General features: G+C 61.8%; 17 protein-coding genes. 11 read left to right on the forward strand and 6 right to left on the reverse strand.

Annotation, left to right across the window (positions count from 1 at the left end; genetic code table 11):
• Positions 1–80: 80 nt before the first annotated feature.
• Positions 81–1,721 (forward strand): GMC family oxidoreductase, encoded by a 1,641-nt coding sequence (locus BLW80_RS11695; protein ID WP_093758016.1) that lies wholly within the window; start codon positions 81–83, stop codon positions 1,719–1,721.
• A gap of 221 nt (positions 1,722–1,942) precedes the next feature.
• Here the strand turns inward: BLW80_RS11695 and BLW80_RS11700 are convergent, their stop codons facing one another.
• The 3 genes from BLW80_RS11700 to BLW80_RS11710 form a co-directional block, all read right to left on the reverse strand.
• A complete protein-coding gene (locus tag BLW80_RS11700) occupies positions 1,943–4,033 on the reverse strand; it encodes a molybdopterin-containing oxidoreductase family protein (RefSeq protein ID WP_093758017.1) in 2,091 nt (696 codons plus the stop codon).
• A gap of 96 nt (positions 4,034–4,129) precedes the next feature.
• Positions 4,130–4,321: a hypothetical protein gene (locus BLW80_RS11705; protein WP_081422070.1), complete on the reverse strand. Its 192-nt coding sequence runs from the start codon at positions 4,319–4,321 to the stop codon at positions 4,130–4,132.
• 80 nt (positions 4,322–4,401) lie between these two features.
• The gene (locus BLW80_RS11710; protein ID WP_093758236.1) at positions 4,402–5,514 is read right to left on the reverse strand and encodes an alkene reductase; all 1,113 of its coding nucleotides are present in this window, start codon (positions 5,512–5,514) and stop codon (positions 4,402–4,404) included.
• A 193-nt stretch (positions 5,515–5,707) separates the two neighbouring features.
• Between BLW80_RS11710 and BLW80_RS11715 the strand changes: the two genes are divergently transcribed.
• From BLW80_RS11715 to BLW80_RS11760, 10 genes are all read left to right on the forward strand, one after another.
• Positions 5,708–7,990, forward strand: coding sequence for an FdhF/YdeP family oxidoreductase (locus tag BLW80_RS11715; RefSeq protein ID WP_093758237.1), 2,283 nt, complete (start codon positions 5,708–5,710; stop codon positions 7,988–7,990).
• Positions 7,991–8,074: 84 nt separating this feature from the next.
• Positions 8,075–9,355 (forward strand): MFS transporter, encoded by a 1,281-nt coding sequence (locus BLW80_RS11720; RefSeq protein ID WP_093758018.1) that lies wholly within the window; start codon positions 8,075–8,077, stop codon positions 9,353–9,355.
• A gap of 133 nt (positions 9,356–9,488) precedes the next feature.
• A complete protein-coding gene (locus BLW80_RS11725; protein ID WP_068737702.1) occupies positions 9,489–9,698 on the forward strand; it encodes a hypothetical protein in 210 nt (69 codons plus the stop codon).
• A 19-nt stretch (positions 9,699–9,717) separates the two neighbouring features.
• A complete protein-coding gene (locus BLW80_RS11730; RefSeq protein WP_093758019.1) occupies positions 9,718–10,665 on the forward strand; it encodes a glutathione S-transferase family protein in 948 nt (315 codons plus the stop codon).
• 209 nt (positions 10,666–10,874) lie between these two features.
• Positions 10,875–12,119: an ABC transporter substrate-binding protein gene (locus BLW80_RS11735; RefSeq protein WP_093758020.1), complete on the forward strand. Its 1,245-nt coding sequence runs from the start codon at positions 10,875–10,877 to the stop codon at positions 12,117–12,119.
• A gap of 45 nt (positions 12,120–12,164) precedes the next feature.
• Complete coding sequence (locus BLW80_RS11740; protein WP_089266696.1) at positions 12,165–12,884, forward strand: ABC transporter ATP-binding protein; 720 nt, start codon at positions 12,165–12,167, stop codon at positions 12,882–12,884.
• Positions 12,877–13,581, forward strand: coding sequence for an ABC transporter ATP-binding protein (locus tag BLW80_RS11745; protein WP_093758021.1), 705 nt, complete (start codon positions 12,877–12,879; stop codon positions 13,579–13,581). The genes BLW80_RS11740 and BLW80_RS11745 overlap by 8 nt, the downstream gene beginning before the upstream one ends.
• Before the next feature lie 12 nt (positions 13,582–13,593).
• Positions 13,594–14,460, forward strand: a complete 867-nt coding sequence (locus BLW80_RS11750; RefSeq protein WP_068737690.1) for a branched-chain amino acid ABC transporter permease — start codon at positions 13,594–13,596, stop codon at positions 14,458–14,460.
• Positions 14,457–15,452 (forward strand): branched-chain amino acid ABC transporter permease, encoded by a 996-nt coding sequence (locus BLW80_RS11755; protein ID WP_093758022.1) that lies wholly within the window; start codon positions 14,457–14,459, stop codon positions 15,450–15,452. Before BLW80_RS11750 ends, BLW80_RS11755 begins: the two co-directional genes overlap by 4 nt.
• 114 nt (positions 15,453–15,566) lie before the next feature.
• A complete protein-coding gene (locus BLW80_RS11760; RefSeq protein ID WP_093758023.1) occupies positions 15,567–16,931 on the forward strand; it encodes an FAD-containing oxidoreductase in 1,365 nt (454 codons plus the stop codon).
• 7 nt (positions 16,932–16,938) lie between these two features.
• Here the strand turns inward: BLW80_RS11760 and BLW80_RS11765 are convergent, their stop codons facing one another.
• The 3 genes from BLW80_RS11765 to BLW80_RS11775 form a co-directional block, all read right to left on the reverse strand.
• Positions 16,939–17,118 (reverse strand): hypothetical protein, encoded by a 180-nt coding sequence (locus tag BLW80_RS11765; protein ID WP_089266704.1) that lies wholly within the window; start codon positions 17,116–17,118, stop codon positions 16,939–16,941.
• Between the two features lie 315 nt (positions 17,119–17,433).
• Positions 17,434–18,183 (reverse strand): glucose 1-dehydrogenase, encoded by a 750-nt coding sequence (locus BLW80_RS11770; protein WP_093758024.1) that lies wholly within the window; start codon positions 18,181–18,183, stop codon positions 17,434–17,436.
• A gap of 112 nt (positions 18,184–18,295) precedes the next feature.
• Positions 18,296–19,879 (reverse strand): Na+/H+ antiporter, encoded by a 1,584-nt coding sequence (locus BLW80_RS11775; protein ID WP_093758025.1) that lies wholly within the window; start codon positions 19,877–19,879, stop codon positions 18,296–18,298.
• Between the last annotated feature and the right edge of the window lie 92 nt (positions 19,880–19,971).

Here is a 19,971-nt window from a genome sequence, read left to right on the forward strand (position 1 = left end):
ATGTGTGCCATGCTTCCGGGCACGCCCATTTACTTCCCCGCGATTTCCGTTTTCAGTTGCTGAAAACAATCGGGGGAAACATGAGCGGTCAAACTGCGTCGGCGCATCGCGCGTCGGCTGATGCCATTGAGGCTGATTACATCATCGTCGGCGCCGGCTCGGCCGGTTGCGTGCTCGCCAATCGCCTCTCGGCGTCGGGCAAATACTCGGTGCTGCTGCTGGAAGCCGGCCCGAAGGATCGCAATATCTGGATTCACGTTCCACTTGGCTACGGCAAGCTCTTCAAGGAGAAGTCCGTCAACTGGATGTATCAGACCGAGCCCGAACCGGGCCTCGATGGACGCTCGGTCTTCCAACCGCGAGGCAAAGTGCTCGGCGGCTCCAGTTCGATCAACGGGCTGCTGTATGTGCGCGGCCAGCATGAGGATTACGATCGCTGGCGTCAGCTCGGCAATACCGGCTGGGGTTATGACGATGTGCTGCCCTATTTCAAGAAGGCGGAAAATCAGACGCGTGGGCCGAGCGAGTATCACGGCGTTGGCGGCCCGCTGCCGGTGTCGGACTCGCGCTGCCCCGATCCACTGTCGGAAGCTTTCATCGCTGCAGCCGCCGAGACTGGCATTCCGGTGAACAACGACTTCAACGGGGCGACGCAGGAAGGCGCTGGCTGGTTCCAGACCACGACAAAGGGCGGCCGCCGCGCCTCGACAGCGCGGGCCTATCTGCGCCCGGCGCTGAAGCAAGGCAATGTTCGTGTCGAGACCGAAGCGCTGGCACAGCGCATCCTATTTGAAGGCAAGCGTGCTATCGGCATCGAATTCAAGCAGCACGGCGTGGTGCGCAAGGCGCGCGCCCGCAAGGAAGTGTTGGTGTCGAGCGGCGCCTATAATTCACCGCAACTGCTGCAGCTCTCCGGCGTCGGTCCCGCCGATCTGCTCAAGGAGCATGGCATCGAAGTCCTTCTTGATGCCCCCGGCGTCGGCAGTGATCTGCAGGATCACATGCAGGTCCGCATGGTGATGGAGTGTCTGCAGAAGATTACGCTCAATGATTTCGTCAATCATCCGGTTCGCAGGGCGATGATGGGTCTGCAGTATGCGGCGTTCCGCACCGGTCCGCTGACCTATGCTGCCGGCACTACCGGGGCCTTCTTCAAGACCGATCCGCGCATGGCATCGCCGGATATCCAGATCCACTTCCTGCCGTTCTCCACCGACAAGATGGGCGAGAAACTGCATCCGTTTTCCGGCTTCTCGGCCTCGGTCTGTCAGTTGCGTCCGGAAAGTCGTGGCTCGCTGCGCATCAAGAGCGCTGATCCTTCGGTGCCGCCGGCGATCCGCATCAACTATCTGGCGACGGAAACGGATCGGACGGCGAATGTCGAAGGGCTCAAGGTCCTGCGCAAGATGCTGAACGCGCCAGCGATGAAGCCCTTTGTGACGAAAGAGGTCGAGCCCGGTCCGGGCACGGTGACCGACGAGCAGTGGCTCGCTTATTGCCGCCAGCGCGGCAGCACGGTCTATCACCCGACCTCGACGTGCCGGATGGGCAATGATGCGAAAGCAGTGGTCGATCAGCGCCTGCGCGTGCGTGGGCTGGAAGGTCTGCGCGTGATCGACGCGTCGATCATGCCGGACCTGATGTCGGGCAACACCAATGCGCCGGTGATCATGATCGCCGAGAAGGCGTCGGATATGATCCTGGAGGATGCGCGTTCTTAACCTCGCCCCGCTCTTTGCGGGGAGAGGTCGACCGGCGAAGCGCAGCGAAGCCGGGCGGGTGAGGGGCGTCCACTGAACTTGCTCTCATCATTCAGCTCTCGGATCTCACATATGCCGACCCGATGGCGCACCATTGTATTGCGCCTTGTGCCTCGCCCCTCATCCCACCCTTCTCCCCGCGCAGAGCGGGGAGAAGGAGTGCGCGGCCGGCGCTTCTTGGCTCAAGAAGCCTTCTTCACCCACACCTTGTTGTCGTGAAACGCCGCGCCGCCATAGGGCGCGACGGCTTCGCCGCCGGTCAGCATATTGATGCCATGACCGCCGATATGCGCCTTGTTGGGGTGCACCGATTCCGCAATCAGCACGCCGCGCCGCAGGCCGTCGAAGATGCGCGCGGTCAGTGTCGTCTCGCCGCGCGTGTTGCCGAGTGTCACGGCATCGCCATCGGCGATTCCCAATCTCGCAGCATCGACCGGATGCATCATCACACTAGGTGCACCCTCGCGGGCCTGCGATGATGGCGTCTCGTTGAACGAGGTGTTGAGGAACGAGCGCGACGGGCTGGTGGCCAGGCGGAACGGATGCGCCTCATCGACCTGTTCGATCACCGCCCAGTGGTCGGGGAATGACGGCATCTCGTCCCATGCGCCCATCAGCCCGGCATTGGGCATTGGCACTGTCGACCAGTCCGCCTTGAAGTGGAATTTGCCGTCGGCATGGGCGAAACCGTCAAGATAATGCGAGGTGCGGAAATCCGGCTGGATGTCGCGCCATTTGTCGGCCTCCAGCCCTTCGATGCCACCGCGGCCGCTGGCTTGCAGCGTCTCGTCGATGATGTCGCGCGGATGCATGTCGAAAGCGCGGTGTTTCGCGCCGAGGCGGGTGGCGATGCCCTGCAGGACGTCGTGGTTCGAGCGGCATTCTTCCGGCGCGTCGATCAGCTTGGCACCGACCGAGATGTGCTGATTGCCGCCGGCGTAATAGAGATCGTCGTGCTCCATGAACATGGTCGCCGGCAGCACGATATCGGCCATCATGGCGCTCTCGGTCATGAACTGCTCATGCACCGCGACAAACAGGTCCTCGCGGGCAAAGCCCTGCCGCACCAGGGCCTGTTCCGGCGCCACCGTCATCGGATTGGTGTTCTGAATCAGCATCGCCTTGACCGGCGGGCCGTTGTGCAAGGCTTCCGCATCGCCGGTCAGGATGCGGCCGATCTTCGATTGATCAAGACGCCGAACGCTCTCGTCGAGCACGTCGAGGCCCTCGATCAGCGTCTTGTCGAATTTCCAGATTGCGGCATTGTTGAAGAAAGCGCCGCCGCCTTCCTGCTGCCAGGCACCGGTAACGGTGGGCACGCACAGCGCTGCATGCATCTGCGCGGCTCCGTTGCGGCTGCGGGTGAAGCCATAGCCGAGGCGGAAATAGCTGCGCTTGGTCTCGCCGACCAGGCGCGCAAAGGCTTCGATTTCCGCAGCGGGCACGCCGCAAATGTCCGACGCCCATTCCGGCGTTCGCGAAGCAAGATGCGCCTCGAACTCCGGCGAGGCATCGGTGTATTTGGCGAGATAGTCGCGATCAGCTAGGCCGTCGCGGAACAGCACATGCATGACGCCGGCGGCGAAGGCGCCGTCTGTACCTGGCCGCAGCAGGATCTTGATGTCGGCCTGCTTCATGGTGTCATTGTCGTAGATGTCGACAACCGCCAGCTTGGTGCCGCGTTCTTTCCGCGCGCGCGAGACGTGGGTCATCACATTGACCTGCGTCGAGACGGGGTTGGTACCCCAGATCACGATCAGGTCCGACTTCGCCATCTCGCGCGGATCGACGCCGGCTACCTTGCCGGTACCGGCGGCAAAGCCGGCCCAGGCAATGGTTGCGCAGATCGTCGAGTAAAAGCGCGAATATTTCTTCACATTGGCGAGGCGGTTGATGCCATCGCGCATCACCAGACCCATGGTGCCGGCATAGTAATAGGGAAACACCGACTCCGCGCCAAAGTCGCGCTCGGCCTCGTTGAACCTCAAAGCGATCTCGTCGAGCGCCTCGTCCCAGGTGATGCGGGTGAAATGGCCGGAGCCCTTCGGGCCGGTGCGGCGCATCGGATACATCAGCCGTTCTGGATGATGGATGCGCTCGGCATAGCGCGCGACCTTCGCGCAGACCACGCCGGCGGTATAGCTTTGCTCCTTGGAGCCGCGGACCCGGCCGATGGTGTTCCCGCCGATCACCTCGATGTCGAGGGCGCAGGCGGAGGGGCAATCATGCGGGCAGGTGGAGTGCTTGATGTCGATCTTGGCTTGAACGTTCATGCAGCCAAGCTAGCCAAAAGTTTACTGGAGGAAAAGCCGCGGTTTTGCGCATCCCGCCCGACAACCGGGCAGGCCTCCAGTCCGTAGTCCTCTCGGCTATTTGCCCAGGGCGTCGCGTTGGGCGATCAGCCGGTCCAGCTCCTCATTCTGCTGCGCCAGCCGATCCGCGGTGCGCTCCTCGTTGCTCTCGCCGGAAGCCGCGGTGGCCTGCTCGATCAACTGCCGGATATTGTCGCGAAGGATGGCGATGCGATCGTCGAGCTCGGCGGCTGAGAGGGTGGAATCCATGGGGCGATACTCCTGACCCGCTACGGGCCGTACACAGACTATAGCGCGCCAGAAGTGCTTTCTATTGAATAATCCGCAGACTAGCCTGCGCCAAGCACCGGGTAGTCGGTGTAGCCAGCCACATCGCCGCCGTAAAACGTCGCCCGGTTATAAGGCGTAAAGGGCGCCTTGCGCTTGATACGCTCCGGCAGATCCGGATTGGCGATGAACGGGCGGCCAAAGGCGATAATATCGACATTGCCGGAAGCGACGGCCTCCTCGGCGGAGGTGCCGTCGAAGCCGCCGGCGGTGACCAGCACGCCGCTCCACATCGGCCGGAACAGCTCATAGGCTTTCGGGACATTGCTATGAAACACTTCCGCGCGGCCGACGCCGCTTGTGCGCGGCTCGACGAAATGGAGATAGGCGAGGCCGAGCTTGTCGAGCTCACGGACCACGTAACTGTAGAGCGGCATCGGATCGGCTTCGCCGGAGTCATTCGAGACACCATAGGGCGACAGGCGGACGGCGACACGATCCGCACTCCAGGCGCCGATGACGGCATTGGTCACTTCCAGCAGCAGGCGAGCGCGGTTCTCGATTGAGCCACCATATTGGTCGGTGCGCCGATTGCTGCGGGTCTGCAGAAATTGTTCGAGCAGATAGCCGTTGGCGCCGTGCACCTCGACGCCGTCGAAGCCGGCTTCCCTGGCGTTGCGCGTGGCCTGTCGGTAGGCGTCGATAATGCCGGGAATCTCGCTGGTCTCCAGGGCGCGGGGCGTTTCGTAAGATACCGTCTCGCCTGAAGCCGTCCGCGTGGTAGCGTTGATCGCAATGGCTGACGGCGCGACCGGAAGCCCGCCGCCGGGCTGGAACGAGGAATGTGAGGCACGGCCGACATGCCATAGCTGCAGGAAGATGATGCCGCCTTTGGCATGCACGGCGTCAGTGACCTGACGCCAGCCGGCGATCTGCTCCTTCGTATAGATGCCCGGCGTGTGCGGGTTGCCTTGTCCTTCCTGCATGACCTGCGACGCTTCGGCGATGATCAATCCGCCTTCGGTCGCGCGCTGCGCGTAATATTCGGCGTTGAGGGTCCAGGCCGCGAGCGTTGTCTTCTCGGCCCGCATGCGCGTCAGCGGCGCCATCGCAACCCGGTGGCTGAGTTGATACGGGCCAACTTGCAGCGGCTGGAACAGGGAAGAAGAGGTCATCGGCGCTCCATTCAAAATATCAATCGGGCGATAGCCTTGGTGAACAGGTGTCGCGGCATTCGTATCGTTCAATACAGCGCAGGGGTCGGTCAATCAAAGTTGATGGCATCTATTCGCAGCAATGCAGCCTTTAATGCTACGAGGCGGAATTAGATTGGGCCATATGGGCCCTGACGACGAAGGACGGATCGCGATGGCGAAGAAGCAGGTTCAGGGTGTCGAAGACTATAAAGGTGCCGCCGCAGGTTGGGGCGCGTTGAAAGCAGTGGCCGACGCGGTGCGCGGACAGATGGCGGTCGTCAATGAGACCCATGGCCTTCTGACGATGAACCAGCCGCATGGCTTTGATTGCCCGGGCTGCGCCTGGCCCGATCCGAAGCATACGTCGTCCTTCGAATTCTGCGAGAACGGCGCCAAGGCGGTGTCGTGGGAAGCAACGGCCAAGCGCACGACGCCGGAATTCTTTGCGGCCCATACGGTGAGCGAACTCTGGGAATGGCATGATCACGACCTCGAAAACGAGGGACGTCTCACCCATCCGATGGCCTATGACCAGGCTAGCGACAAATATCTTCCGATCTCGTGGGAGGATGCGATGGCGCGGATCGGTGCCGGCTTGCGCGCTTTGCCCGATCCGAACATGGCCGAATTCTACACATCGGGCCGCTGCTCTAACGAAGCAGCCTTCATGTATCAGTTGTTCGTGCGCGAATACGGCACAAACAATTTTCCCGATTGCTCCAACATGTGCCACGAGGCCACCAGCGTCGGCCTTCCGGAATCCATTGGCGTCGGCAAGGGCACGGTGACGCTCGAGGATTTCGACCATGCGGATGCGGTGTTCTGCATCGGGCATAATCCCGGCACCAATCATCCGCGCATGCTGACGACGCTGCGCGAATGCTCCAAGCGCGGTGCTGCCATCGTTTCAATTAATCCGCTGCGTGAGCGCGGGCTGGAACGATTCACATCCCCGCAGCATCCAGCGGAAATGCTGACGTTGAGCTCTACGCAGATCTCGTCGACCTATTACCAGGTCAAGGTCGGCGGCGACATTGCCGTGCTGAAGGGCATGATGAAGACCGTCGTGGCGCTTGACGCCGCGAGCCTTGCCGAAGGCGGTCCCGGCGTGCTCGACCGCGCCTTCATCGCCGAACACACCAACGGCATCGAGGCGCTGCTGGCCGATCTCGATGCGACCTCATGGGAGGCGATCGAGAAATCGTCTGGCCTGCCGCGCGCCGATATCGAAAACCTCGGCAATATCTACGCCGCGGCCAAGAGCGTCATCATCAATTACGGCATGGGCATCACGCAGCATCGCCACGGCACCGGTAACGTGCAGCAGATCGCCAATCTCCTGATGCTGCGCGGAAACATCGGCCGTCCCGGCGCCGGCATCTCGCCGCTGCGCGGGCACTCCAACGTGCAGGGCGACCGCACCGTGGGGATCACCGAAGTACCCAACGCCGCACTGCTCGTCGGTATCGAACGCACGTTCAACTTCAAGCCGCCGAGCGCGCATGGTCACGATGCCGTCGCGTCGGTGAAGGCGATCCGCGATGGCCGTTCGAAGGCGTTGATCTGTCTTGGCGGCAATCTCGCGGTCGCGATGTCCGATCCCGAGGCGACCTATCCGGCGATGCGCAGCCTCGATCTCGTGGTGCATATCGCCACCAAGCTCAATCGCTCGCATCTGCTGATTGCAAAGGAGTCGATCATTCTGCCATGCCTTGGCCGTACCGAGATCGACGTGCAGGCGACGGGGCCGCAACTGGTGACGGTGGAAGATTCGATGTCGATGGTGCACGCCTCGCGCGGCGGCTTGAAGCCGGCGTCCGAGCATCTGAAGTCCGAGACTGCGATCGTCGCCGATATGGCAATCGCGACTTTGCCGAATACAAAGGTGAAGTGGCTCGATTACGTCGCCGACTACAGCAAGATCCGCGACGCCATCGAGTCGGTCTTTCCGGCCTTCCAGGATTACAATGCGCGGATCAAGAAGCCGGGTGGCTTCCGGCTGCGCAACGCCGCCTCGGAACGGGAATGGCTGACGCCGAGCAAGAAGGCGCAGTTCCTGGTCTTCTCTGGCCTCTATGAGGACGGCCCCGCCGAGACCGCGTTGACGCTGACCACGCTGCGCAGCCACGACCAGTACAACACCACGATCTACGGTATGAACGATCGCTATCGCGGCATCACCGGGCGGCGTGATGTGGTGTTCGTCAACGAGCAGGACCTCGCCCGCCGCGGGCTGAGCCACGGTGATCTGATCGACATCGTGCTGGACCGTCCGGACAGCGCACCGCGCGCACTGCGTCGGGTGACGGCGGTGGCTTACAACATCCCGCAAGGATCGGTGGCGGCCTATTATCCCGAGGCCAATGTGCTCGTGTCGCTCGACCAGCACGATTTGAAGTCGGGAACGCCGGCTTACAAATCGATCCCGATCCGGATCGAGGCATCGGCCGCCTAAGCTGCACCGCAGCATTGAGAGAGCATGACCGCCACGGCTTTCGTGGCGGTTGATGCGCGCCATGTTTCCGCGTAGGCGAGCGCCATGACCAGTGCTGCCGACTCTTCTGCCTTCAAGCCCGTTGCCATCGATCCGCCCGTGAGCGTAGCGCTCGTGGCCGCGATGCTCATTCTGACCTGCGGGCATGTACTGTCCAACATGCTGCGCACCACGCCTGCGGTCGCGATCGATGTGATGTCGACCGATCTTGGCGTCACGCCGCAGACGCTGGCCGCGCTGACTTCCGCCTATCATTTTTTCTTCGCGCTCCTGCAGATTCCGGTCGGCGTCGCGCTGGATCGCTACAGCATCCGCTCGGTGTCGCTCGTGCTGTTCGCCGGTACGGTCTGCGGCGCGGCGATTGCCGCGCTGTCGACAGGGCCTCTGTCGTTCTTCGTGTCGCAGGCAACGATCGGCATGGCGACGTCGGGCATGCTGATGTGCCCGATGACGCTCGCGGCCAAGCGGCTGACACCAGCGCAGTTCGGTCTGTGGTCCGGCATCATTCTGTCATTCGGCAATGCGGGGCTGCTGTTGTCGGCCAGTCCGCTTGCTTACGTTGTCGAACACTGGGGATGGCGCGCCGGATTCTGGATTGCCGCCGCAGCGGCGATTGTCGTGGCGATGCTGATCGCGGTCATGGTGCCGGCATCGCGTCCCGAAGGCCGGCCGCGCGCGCTTCTGGGCGAGATGGTTTCGGTTCTGCAACTCGGTGTATCACGTGCGGTGCGCGGTATCGTGATCCTCGCTTTCGTGTCGCTGGCGGTTCAACTCGTGTTGCGTGGGCTTTGGGCAGGTCCCTGGCTGATGAATATCAAGGGACTGTCGCGGATAGAGGCCGGCAATGTACTGGCTCTGTTTACGGTTGCGTTGGTGATCGGACCGGCGCTGTCGGGCCTGCTCGATCGCAAGCTGGGTCATCGCCGCATGCTGCTGTTTGCGGTCCATTTGTGCGCCGCCGCGTTGCTACTCGTGATGGCGCTCGGTGCACCGGGCTATCCGTTAGCCACGCTTTTCGGCCTGCCAGTGATGCCCGTGGCAGTCGATACCGGCCTGCTTGTGGTCATCGGCCTTCTCGTGGCGATGCAGCCGCTCGTCTATGCGATGATCCGCCAGGTCGTTGCTGCCGAGAATATTGGCAAAGCGCTCTCTGCAGCAAACCTGTCGTTCTTCCTTGGCACCGCCGTAATGCAATCGGCTACCAGTCCGATTGCCGCCGCCTGGGGATTGCCCGCAGTTTTAATCTCAATGGCGGTATTCCTGACCGTATGCACCCTCGTCTTCTTCGCGTTGACGCGTCCCGCAGCGCAGCGCGGGGCTGCATAACAGGTTCATGACGATTGCGACGGCAAGTTGCTGGAATTGCCGCGAGTCCTGTGGTCTGATGCGCAGAGTGACGCGATCAAGACGTCGCGCGCGGTCTCGCATTGCGGGGCGCCTCACACAGGGAGGACGTGACTTGCCGTTTTTCGTCAGGGGAACCGATACGTCAGGGACTGTTTCACTCCGCCGCGACAACGCGGCCGGAGCTGTCAAGAAGGCCAGGGAGCTGCTCGACGACGGCAGCTGGGATGTTGAGATCACCGGCCCGGATGGACTTCCGCATCCGATTGCCGAATTCGAGGCGATGTATTCCGCCGGCGCGACGACGGCGGTGCATGCGACATAGCTGACAGGCAAGGGATGCAGTGACGGCGACCGATCTTGTTCTGCATCACTATCCGCGTTCGCCGTTTGCCGAGAAAGTGCGCGTCGCCTTTGGATTGAAGGGCCTGCATTGGCAGTCAGTGATCCAGCCGCGGATCGCGCCGAAGCCAGAGCTCGTGGCGCTCACCGGAGGCTATCGCCGCGTTCCGGTGCTGCAGATCGGCGCAGACGTTTATTGCGATACGCGCCGCATTCTCGCGGAGCTTGAGCGGCGTTTTCCCGAGACGACGCTTTATCCGACGGGCACGCGCGGTCAGGCCGATATCATCGCGGCCTGGGCCGATCGCGCGCTCTTTGCCAATGCTCTTGGACTGGTCTTCGGCCTGAACGGCGATCGTTTTCCGCCAGAACTGCATGCCGATCGCGCGAGTTTCACGTCAGGCAAGTTCGATGGCTGGGACAGCGTGAAGATGCGTGAGCAGATTCCTGCGCTGCGCAACCAGTTTCGCATTCATCTTGCCTGGCTGAGCGATTGGCTTGCGCATGGCGACGCATTCCTGCTCGGCAACGTGCCATCACTTGCCGACATCGCCGTCTACCATCCGCTCTGGTACGCGCGCCGCAATCTCGGTGAGAGCGAAGGTCTTGCCGAGCATCCGCGCGTTCTCGCGTGGATGGACCGGGTTGCCGCGCTGGGGCACGGAACGGTTGAGGAGCTGTCGCCCGAGCTGGCGCTGGACATAGCGCGGCTCTGTCAGCCTATGGCGACATCTGCTTCTCCTCATAACGATATTGCAGATGATCAAGGTCTGCCGTTTAAGGAAGGCGTAATGGTATCGGTCATGCCGACCGATTGGGGTTTCGATCCCGTCATCGGTGCGTTTGTTTCTGCGGGTCATGACAGCATCGCTTTGCGGCGTGAGGATCCCGATGTCGGCGCGACGGTTGTACATTTCCCGCGTGCAGGCTTTGCGATTGCTCGCCTGTGAAAGCCCCGTCACGGATGCATGGCCCTCATTCGCGATTCCCGTACGCCGCAATTTGACGCGGCTGCGCAAAGGCGGCTAAGTCCGAAAAACGCTGCCCGACTGCGATATGCAGACTCCCAATCTGTAACGCAGTGTTCGACACTCCAGCGCCCAGTAACAGAACAAGAAAGCGCGTCGCTTCAGCGTCGTTGCGCATCGGAGGATATGACATGACCATGACCCGCCGCACATTTGGCCTTGGTGCCTCTGCCGTTCTGGCAGGGCCGATCGCCGCGCCGTTCATTCGTAGCGCAGGCGCCGCCAAGCCGGCGATCCGCATCGGCATGGTCAATTCGATGAGCGGCGGTCTTGCGGCTTACGCGCAGGAAGGCCAGCCGGCTTTCGAATACATCATCAAGAAGATCAATGCCGAAGGCGGCATCAAGAGCAAGGGCGGCGCCAGGATCGAGCTGGTGCTGGCGGACGATACCAGCCAGCCGGCGCGGACCGCTGCCGAAGCGCGGCGCCTGATCACCGAGGAAAAAGTGCAGCTTCTGACCGGCACCATTCTCAGCGCACAGATGCTGGCGTTGACGCCGGTGGTCGACGAAGCCAAGATTCCGACGCTGTCGGTCTGGGCCGGTGGGTCGCAGTCGAACTATATGTTCACGCTGGGATACCCGTATGATCGCGGCTATGCGCAGACCATGCATGATTTCGTCATCTCATTGCGCGACGATTTCAAGTTTCCGATCAAGACCGCCGTCATGGCCTATTCGAATTACGAGGCCGGCCAGCAGTCGAACAAATTCCTGGTCGAGAAGCTGAAGGCGAGCGGCATCCAGATCATCGGCGAAGCCGCGCTCGATATTCGTGCGCAGGACCAGACGGCGGCGATGGTTCGTATTCGCTCGCTCAAGCCGGACGTCGTTGTCGGCCTCGTGACGCCGCGCGATGGCATCTTGCTGCATCAGGCGCGTTACAATCTGAACTATCACGGCAGCATCTTCTGCGGTGGCACCGGCGGCTACTCGGATCTGTCGCTCTGGAAGGATCTCGGCCCCGAGATCGGCAAGGCCGTGCTGACGAAGAACCTGTTCGGTATGACCGGCTTCAGCGCCGGCGCCAAGATCGAGTCGATGCAGAAGATCGTCACGGAATTGCGCGATGTCGCCAAGCTCGAAAAAATCGGCCAGGGCGCGGTGCAATACGCCCAGGCGGCGCGCGTGCTGCAGCAGGTGCTTGAGAATGCCAAGTCGCTGCAGAGCGATGCGTTGCTCGAGGCGCTGAAGAACGTCAACATTCCGGCAGGCGATCCGAACCTCTACATCGCCAAGCCGAAGGGCCTGCAATTCGCAGAAGACCGTCTGCTCAAGGATGGTTCTGCGATGTTCATCCAATGGACTCCCGAGCAGGATCAGCAGGTCGTGTTCCCGAAGGAATTTGCCCAGGTGCCGCCGCGGCCGAAGTCCTGATCGGCGCTGTAGTAAGACTGAGCGCAACATAAAGAGTGGACGGCTGTGGCATTTCTGGAAGTCTCCAACATCACCAGGCGGTTTGGCGGGCTGGTCGCGCTCAACGCGGTGAGCTTCGACGTCGAGAAGGGCGAAATTCTTGGCATCATTGGCCCGAACGGTGCCGGCAAGACCACTTTGTTCGGTGTGATCTCCGGCTTCATTCCGCCGAGCGCGGGCGACGTTGTTTATGACGGTGAAAGCATTATCGGGGTGTCGCCGGATCGGCTGGTGCGCCGCGGATTGATGCGCTCCTTCCAGATCGTCCAGTCCTTTGCCGACATGACGGCGCTCGACGTCGTCACGACCGCAGCATTGACACGCCGGCCGATGCGCGAGGCCATCGACTATGCGGCGCAGGCGCTGCTGCGCGTCGGCCTCGGCGGCAAGGAGCACAAGACGCCGGCGACACTGTCGCTGCAGGACAAGAAGCTGTTGGAGCTCGCGAAGTGCATCGCCACCGATCCGCGCTGCATTCTGCTCGACGAAGTGATGGCCGGCCTGACCATGGCCGAGACCGCCGCGCCGATCGCGATCATCGAGGAGCTTAACAAGCAGGGCGTCACCATCGTGATGGTCGAGCACGTGATGCCGGTCATCATGCGGCTGGCGCAGCGTATGGTGGTGATCAATTTCGGCGAGAAGATCGCGCAGGGCACGCCCGACGAGATCCTTCGAGATCAGCGCGTCGTCGATGCCTATTTCGGAGATCATCTCGATGCTTGAGATCGATAACCTGGTTGCAGGCTATGGTGGCGTGCCGGTGCTGCGCGACATCAACGCCAAGATCGCTGCGGGCGAGATCGTCGGCCTGCTGGGCGCCAACAATGCCGGCAAGACCACGCTGATCAATGCGCTGTCCGGCATGGTCAAGCCGCTCTCCGGGCGCATTCTGTTTCTCGGCGAAGACATCAGCAAATTAACGCCGCAGGCGCGTGTCGAGCTCGGCATCGTGCAGGTGCCGGAAGGCCGTCTGGTGTTTCCGGAAATGAGCATCCGCGAAAATCTTCTGCTTGGCGGCATCAATGCGCATGCGCGCAAGCATCGTCCGCAGCAGATGGAGAAAGTCATCGGTTTGTTTCCGCGGCTCGGCGAGCGGCTGACCCAGAGCGCCGGGTCACTGTCAGGCGGTGAGCAGCAGATGCTGGCCATCGGCCGCGGGCTGATGGCGGAAGCCAAGCTCCTGATGCTCGATGAACCCTCGCTCGGTCTGTCGCCGCTGTTCGTGCAGTATATTTTTGAGATCATCGACAAGTTGCATGCCGATGGGCTGACCATCCTGCTGGTGGAGCAGAATCTGAATCTGACGTTGCGCCACGCCAAGCGCTGCTACGTGCTGGAGCGCGGGCAGGTGGCGGTGGAGGGTGATGCGGAGACCGTGAAGAACGATCCGCGTACCCGCAGCGCCTATCTTGGTCTGTGATCGGAGAGTGATGTGACCGAACTTTATCAAGCTCTCGCCCAAGGCCTTCTGATCGGCGCCACCTATGGCTTGCTGGCGTTGGGCATGGGGCTCGTTTACGGCGTTTCGGGCGTCGTCAACTTCTCGCATGGCGATTTCATCTCGCTCGGCATGTTCATGTGCCTCGCCCTGTACTCCGCCTTCGCTATGGACCCCTATGTGTCGATCATCATCACGGTGCCGCTGATGACCGCCATCGGCGCACTGGTCTACATCTTCCTGATACGGCCGATGGTCGGGCATCAGTTCCTGATGGTGGTGCAGCTCACGTTGGGACTCAGCCTCGTGCTGCAGAACGGCATCCTGATGGTGTTCGGCGGCGAGCCGGCACGCACGCCGTCCTTCGTCGAATCCAAGCTGATCATTCTCGGTGACGTGGTGCTGCGGGTGCCGCATATCGTGGCCTTCGTCGTCTCCTTCGCGCTGGCCATCGGCCTCTACATCATGCTGCGCTCAACCGATTTCGGCCGCTCGATCCGCGCCGTGCATCAGAATGCCCATGCCGCCGCGCTGATGGGCATCAATGTCGGCCGCGTCCAGGTGCTCACTTTCGCGCTCGGCATCGGCATTCTCGCGCTGGCCGCCGCGCTGCTACTGCCCGGCACGCCGATCCAGCCGACCCAGGGTCTGCGTTACACCGTGATCACGCTGCTGGTCGTGGTGCTCGGCGGCATGACCAATTTCGTCGGCATCATGCTCGGCGGCCTGATTATCGGCATCGCCGAAGCCTTCGGCACGATCTATCTCGACGGCCCGATCGGCTTGCTGCTGCCCTACATCATCTTCGTGGCGATCATGCTGTTTCTCCCGAAGGGCCTGACCTGGAGCTCGGCACGATGAGAGACGAATTCTACAAGACGCTCGCATCGCCGATCTGGTGGGGCGCGTTGGTCATCGCCGCCATCATGCCCTTCGTGCTGTCGAGCTATTACGTCCACATCCTCACGCTGGCGCTGGTCTATGTGGCACTGGCTTCGTCGTGGAACATCGTCGGCGGCATGGCCGGGCAGATCTCGCTGGCGCACAGCCTGTTTATCGGCATCGGATCGATGTTCTCGGCCGCGCTCCTGCTCAAGCTCGGCATCAATATGTGGCTGGGTCTCGTGATCTCGGCGGTGATCTCGGGAATCCTCGGCGCCGTCATCGCCTGGATCGATTTCCGCTTTCAGCTCGGCCATCTCTCTTTTGTGCTGATCACGCTGGCTTTCGCGGAAATGGGCAGCATCGTCGTCGAAGGCTGGGACTTCCTCGGCGGCGCGTCCGGGCTGCTGCTGCCGAAGGACACGGGTAATTTCCTGGCGTTCCAGTTTGGCGGTGGCCACGGCGCGTTCTGGATGATGCTGGGGCTGGCCGCGATTTGTGTACTGGTCAATGTCGCGATCCTCAATTCGCCGCTTGGCTATTATCTGCGCACCATCCGCGACAATGAGAAGGCGGCGCAGGCGATTGGCGTCAACGTCCTGCGCTACAAGATCACCGCCATGGTGATCTCGGCGATGCTCGCCTCCGTCGTCGGTACCGCCTATGTGCGCTATCTCACTTTTGCCGATCCCTATCTGCTGATCTCGCCCGTGATCACCATCGAGATCGTGCTGTTTGCAACCGTCGGCGGGCTCGGCCGCGCCTATGGCCCCGCGCTTGGCGCATTGCTGCTGGTGCCACTTGGTGAAATCCTGCGCGGCAAGCTCGGCAGCACGCTGCCCGGCCTGCATTATTTCATCTACGGCATCGTGGTGATCTCGGTGATTTTGGTGACGCCGCGCGGGCTGTTGCCGCTGTTTGAACGGCTCTGGGCGCGCTGGCGCGGCCCTGCAGTTGCCGGCAAGCCCTAAGCGGCCCGGGAGCTGCCGGCGCTGGAACTTCGGTCATCCGTTGGCTGATGCTGTTTCCAACGGTAGTCTCTCGCCACAGTGGAGCATTGGCTCTGCCGGTTGGGAGCTGAAATCATGCGCTTCGATGCCATCATCATCGGTGCTGGGCAGGCCGGACCTTCACTCGCGGGGCGGCTCACATCCACCGGCATGTCGGTCGCGATCGTTGAGCGCCATCTGTTTGGTGGCACCTGTGTCAATACCGGTTGCAAGCCGACCAAGACGCTGGTCGCCTCTGCCTATGCCGCGCATCTTGCGCGCCGTGGTAGCGACTATGGCGTGATGATTGACGCGCCCGTGCGGATCGACATGGCGCGCGTGAAGGCGCGCGCCGACAAGGTCATCCACGACTCGCGCAACGGCGTCGAAAGCTGGTTGCGCGGTATGGACAAATGCACGGTCATCAACGGCCATGCGCGCTTCGAATCCGCGGATACGATGCGTGTTGGCGATGAACTGCTGACAGCTCCGAGGATCTTCCTGAATGTCGGTGGGCGGGCTGTCGTGCCGGATATGCCGGGCATCAACGACGTCACCTATCTGACCAATACGGGCATCCTGCAGCTCGACCGCGTACCGAAACATCTGGTGGTCATCGGCGGCAGCTATATCGGGCTCGAATTTGCGCAGATGTATCGCCGCTTCGGCGCCGAAGTGACGGTCGTTGAGAAAGGCGCGCATCTGGTCTCGCGTGAGGATGTTGAGATCTCCGAAGCGATCCGCAATATCCTGCTCGCCGAAGGCATCCATATACGAACCAATGCCGAATGCATCACCTTCAAGCCGCATCCCGATGGCGTGGCTGTCGGTGTCGACTGCACCGAAGGCGCGCCGGAGATCATCGGCAGTGATGTTTTGCTTGCGGTGGGACGCCGTCCGAATACCGACGATCTCGGTCTCGACAAGGCTGGCGTCGCTGTGGATGACCGCGGCTACATCAAGGTCGATGACGGTCTCGCCACCAATGTACCCGGCATTTTCGCGATGGGCGATTGCAACGGCCGCGGGGCCTTCACGCACACGGCTTACAACGACTTCGAGATCATTGCCGCCAATCTGCTCGATGGCGCAAGTCGCCGCGTCAGCGATCGGCTTCCCGGCTACGCGCTGTTCATCGATCCACCGCTCGGCCGCGTCGGCATGACGCTGGCTCAGGCAAAGTCCACAGGAAAGAAATTGCTGATCGGCAATCGGCCGATGACCCATGTGGGCCGTGCCGTCGAGAAGGGCGAGACCGCGGGCATGATGCAGGTTGTGGTCGATGCTGAAACGAAGAAGATTTTGGGAGCCGCCATCCTCGGTACCGGAGGCGACGAGGCAATCCATGGCATCCTCGACATCATGAATGCCGGCGCCGATTACACCCAGTTGCAATGGGCAGTGCCGATCCATCCGACGGTGTCGGAACTGATCCCGACGTTGCTCAACGAGATGAAGTGATCGCCGCTCAGGCGGTCTGGAACTTGAGCACGGCCATCAGCGTCAACAAGGTGGTTGCGCAGGATGCGGACACAATCGCCATATTGATAAGGCTGCGGACTGCAACAGCCGCGACTGCAGAAATCGGATGAACAGCGTCCGATGCACTGGCTTTCTTGCGCGGAGCCGGTTTCTTCTTTGCTGCCATGATGATCCCCAAAGAGAGGGGTCAGACCGTTGACCGGCCTGACCCTGACGCCTTCCCTGCCGAGGTGTGTCCCTCGATCATGACGCGACCATCGCATGAATGACCGGTGAACTGCTTAACGCGAGTGGTAAATCGAATCTGACCGGATTCGATGGTTTATGAATTTCCCAGTTCGTCATTCCGGGGCGTGGGCGCATCTTGCGCACGCGAACCCGGAATCTCGCAGTGTGAGTCGATTCGAGATTGAAACCATGCCGGGATTCCGGGTTCACGTCCGGCAAGAGCCGGCCGCGCCCCGGAATGACAAGGGTGAGCCTAAATCGTTCGCCCGCCATCGACCGGCAAGATCACGCCGGTGAGGAACTCGGATTCCTCACCCGCCAGATACACGCAGGCATTGGCAATATCCGAGGGGCGCGACATGCGGCCGAGCGGGATCGTCCCGATGAATTTAGCGCGGTTCTCTGGCGTATCCGGTACGCCCATGAAGGATTCCAGTAGCGCGGTTTCCCCGATCACCGGCGCGATGCAATTGACGCGGATGCCATCGGGCGCCAGTTCCACGGCCATCGATTTCGACATCAGGTTCACCGCGCCCTTGGTGGCGTTGTACCAGGTCAGGCCCGGGCGCGGCCGGACGCCGGCTGTCGAGCCGATATTGATGATGCGACCGCTCTTCTGCTTCTTCATCACCGGCACACAGGCATTGGTCATCAGGAAGATCGATTTCACATTGATGTCGAACGCCTTGTCGAATTCTTCTTCGGTCACTTCGAGCAAGGGCTTGTTGCGAAAGGTCCAGCCGGCATTGTTGACGACAACGTCGAGCTTGCCGAATTTTTCGACCGCGAGCTTCACCGAGGCATCAACATCGGCCTTGCTGGTGACGCTGCCGCCAAGGGCGATTGCGCTGTCGCCGATCTCGGCCGCAACCTTTTTCGCGCCATCGGCATTCAGATCGAGGATGACGACCTTGGCGCCTTCGCGCGCGTAAGACCGCGCGATCTCGGCACCGAAACCCGATGCGCCGCCGGTGACGATAGTGGATAGGCCTTGAAGTCGCATGTTGTTTTCTCCCGGATTTTGCGCCTTGACTGGCGCTTGACGATCAAGGTTAGAGCCGATGGTGGCGGCTGTGAAGGCGCCACGGCGAATGGCTGCTAAAGGAAGCGTGCCTTTACAGAAAACGTCTTGCGTTGACTTCTTCGAGATCTAGCCCTTCCTCGATCGCATGCAGCACACTGTCGTGGATTTCGCCCTCACGGTGCATCTTCAGAAGCTCTGCACGGCCGGCTTCGATGGCGGCCAGCACGGTCGTGTAATGGTCGATGCGGTGCGGCGATAGTGCCTCAGCCTCTTCGGCATAGCGCGCCGCGGCGCCCTTGCGATAGGTATATTGCTCGAACAGGCGCGGATGGCGATGTGTGCCGTCATCATTGCGTGACGCCTTCTCGATGGCAGAAAATTGCGCGGCCGCAACGCGCGCGCGCGCCTGCGCTTCGCTGAGTTTGGAATGATGCGGTGCGCGGACATTGTCGGTTTTGATGAGACGGCGCACGATCGGTGCCAGCGTCGAGCCCTGGACAAGGACCGTCACCAGGATGACTGCGAAGGTGATCGCCAGGATGACGTCGCGGCCCGGAAATTCCTCCGGCAATGATAATGCGGCAGCGAGGCTCACCACGCCGCGCAAACCGGCCCAGCTCATGATGAACGGCACCGTCCATGGCGGAGCGGGGTCGCGGGCACGCAGCTTCGGCATCAGCATGCGCGGCAGATAGGTGCCGGGAAACATCCAGGCGAAGCGGGCGAGGATCACTGCTGCGATGACAGCAGCCGTCACCGGCAACAGCGCCACCACCGCGTCATAGCCGCCGAGGCGATACAGCACGCCGCGCAGCGACAGGCCAATCAGGATAAACACCAGAGATTCCAGCACGAATACGACGACGCTCCACGCTGCGGTGGCGCGGGTGCGCGTCGCAGCGCCGAAGAATTCGTGCTGCTTCCATCCGAGGATCATGCCGCAGGCGACGGTGGACAGCACGCCCGAGACGTGCAGCTTTTCCGCGGCGATATAGGAGATCCAGGCGACCAGGAAGGTCCAGGCAATGGCAAGGTCGATTTCCTTGATGCGCTTGATCACCAGAATGGCAGCGAAGGCGAAGACGATGCCAACAAGCAGGCCGCCGATCGCGACCGAGAAGAAACTCACGGTGGCCGCAGTGACGCTGAACGAGCCGGTCAGCGCTGCCGCGATGGCGAAGCGCAGCAGCACCAGGCCCGATGCGTCGTTGACGAGGCTCTCGCCCTCCAGCAGCACGATAATGCGCGGCGGGAGCGGCACGCTCTGCAGCACGGCCTTGGCCGCCACCGAATCCGGCGGCGAGACAATGGCGCCGAGCGCAAAACAGGCGGCCCAGGGCAGCGACGGCATCACCAGATGCGCGACTACGCCGACCACGAGGGTGGTGAAGAAGACAGCGCCAACGGCGAGCTGCAATATGATGCGAAGATCGGCGCGGAAATCCCGCCAGGAGGTGAACCAGGCGCTCGACATCAGCAGCGGCGGCAGAAACAACACGAGCACCAGCTCGGGGTCGATTTCGACATCCGGGGTGCCCGGGATCAGTGCGAAGCCGATGCCGCCGAGGATCAGTGCAGCCGCGCGCGGAAGCTGAAAACGCCGCGCGATCATATCGAGCAAAACGATGACAGCCATCAGCAGCAGGATAATTTCGAAGCGGGAAACGGCGGTCATGAGGGCCTGTCGAGATGCGAGAAAAACGGTCGGACGTCGATTCGGGCCAATGCCGTGATCTGATGTCTGTCATCTATCTCGCAAATGTCGCA

Source organism: Tardiphaga sp. OK245 (assembly GCF_900108575.1).
Lineage (GTDB): Bacteria > Pseudomonadota > Alphaproteobacteria > Rhizobiales > Xanthobacteraceae > Tardiphaga > Tardiphaga robiniae.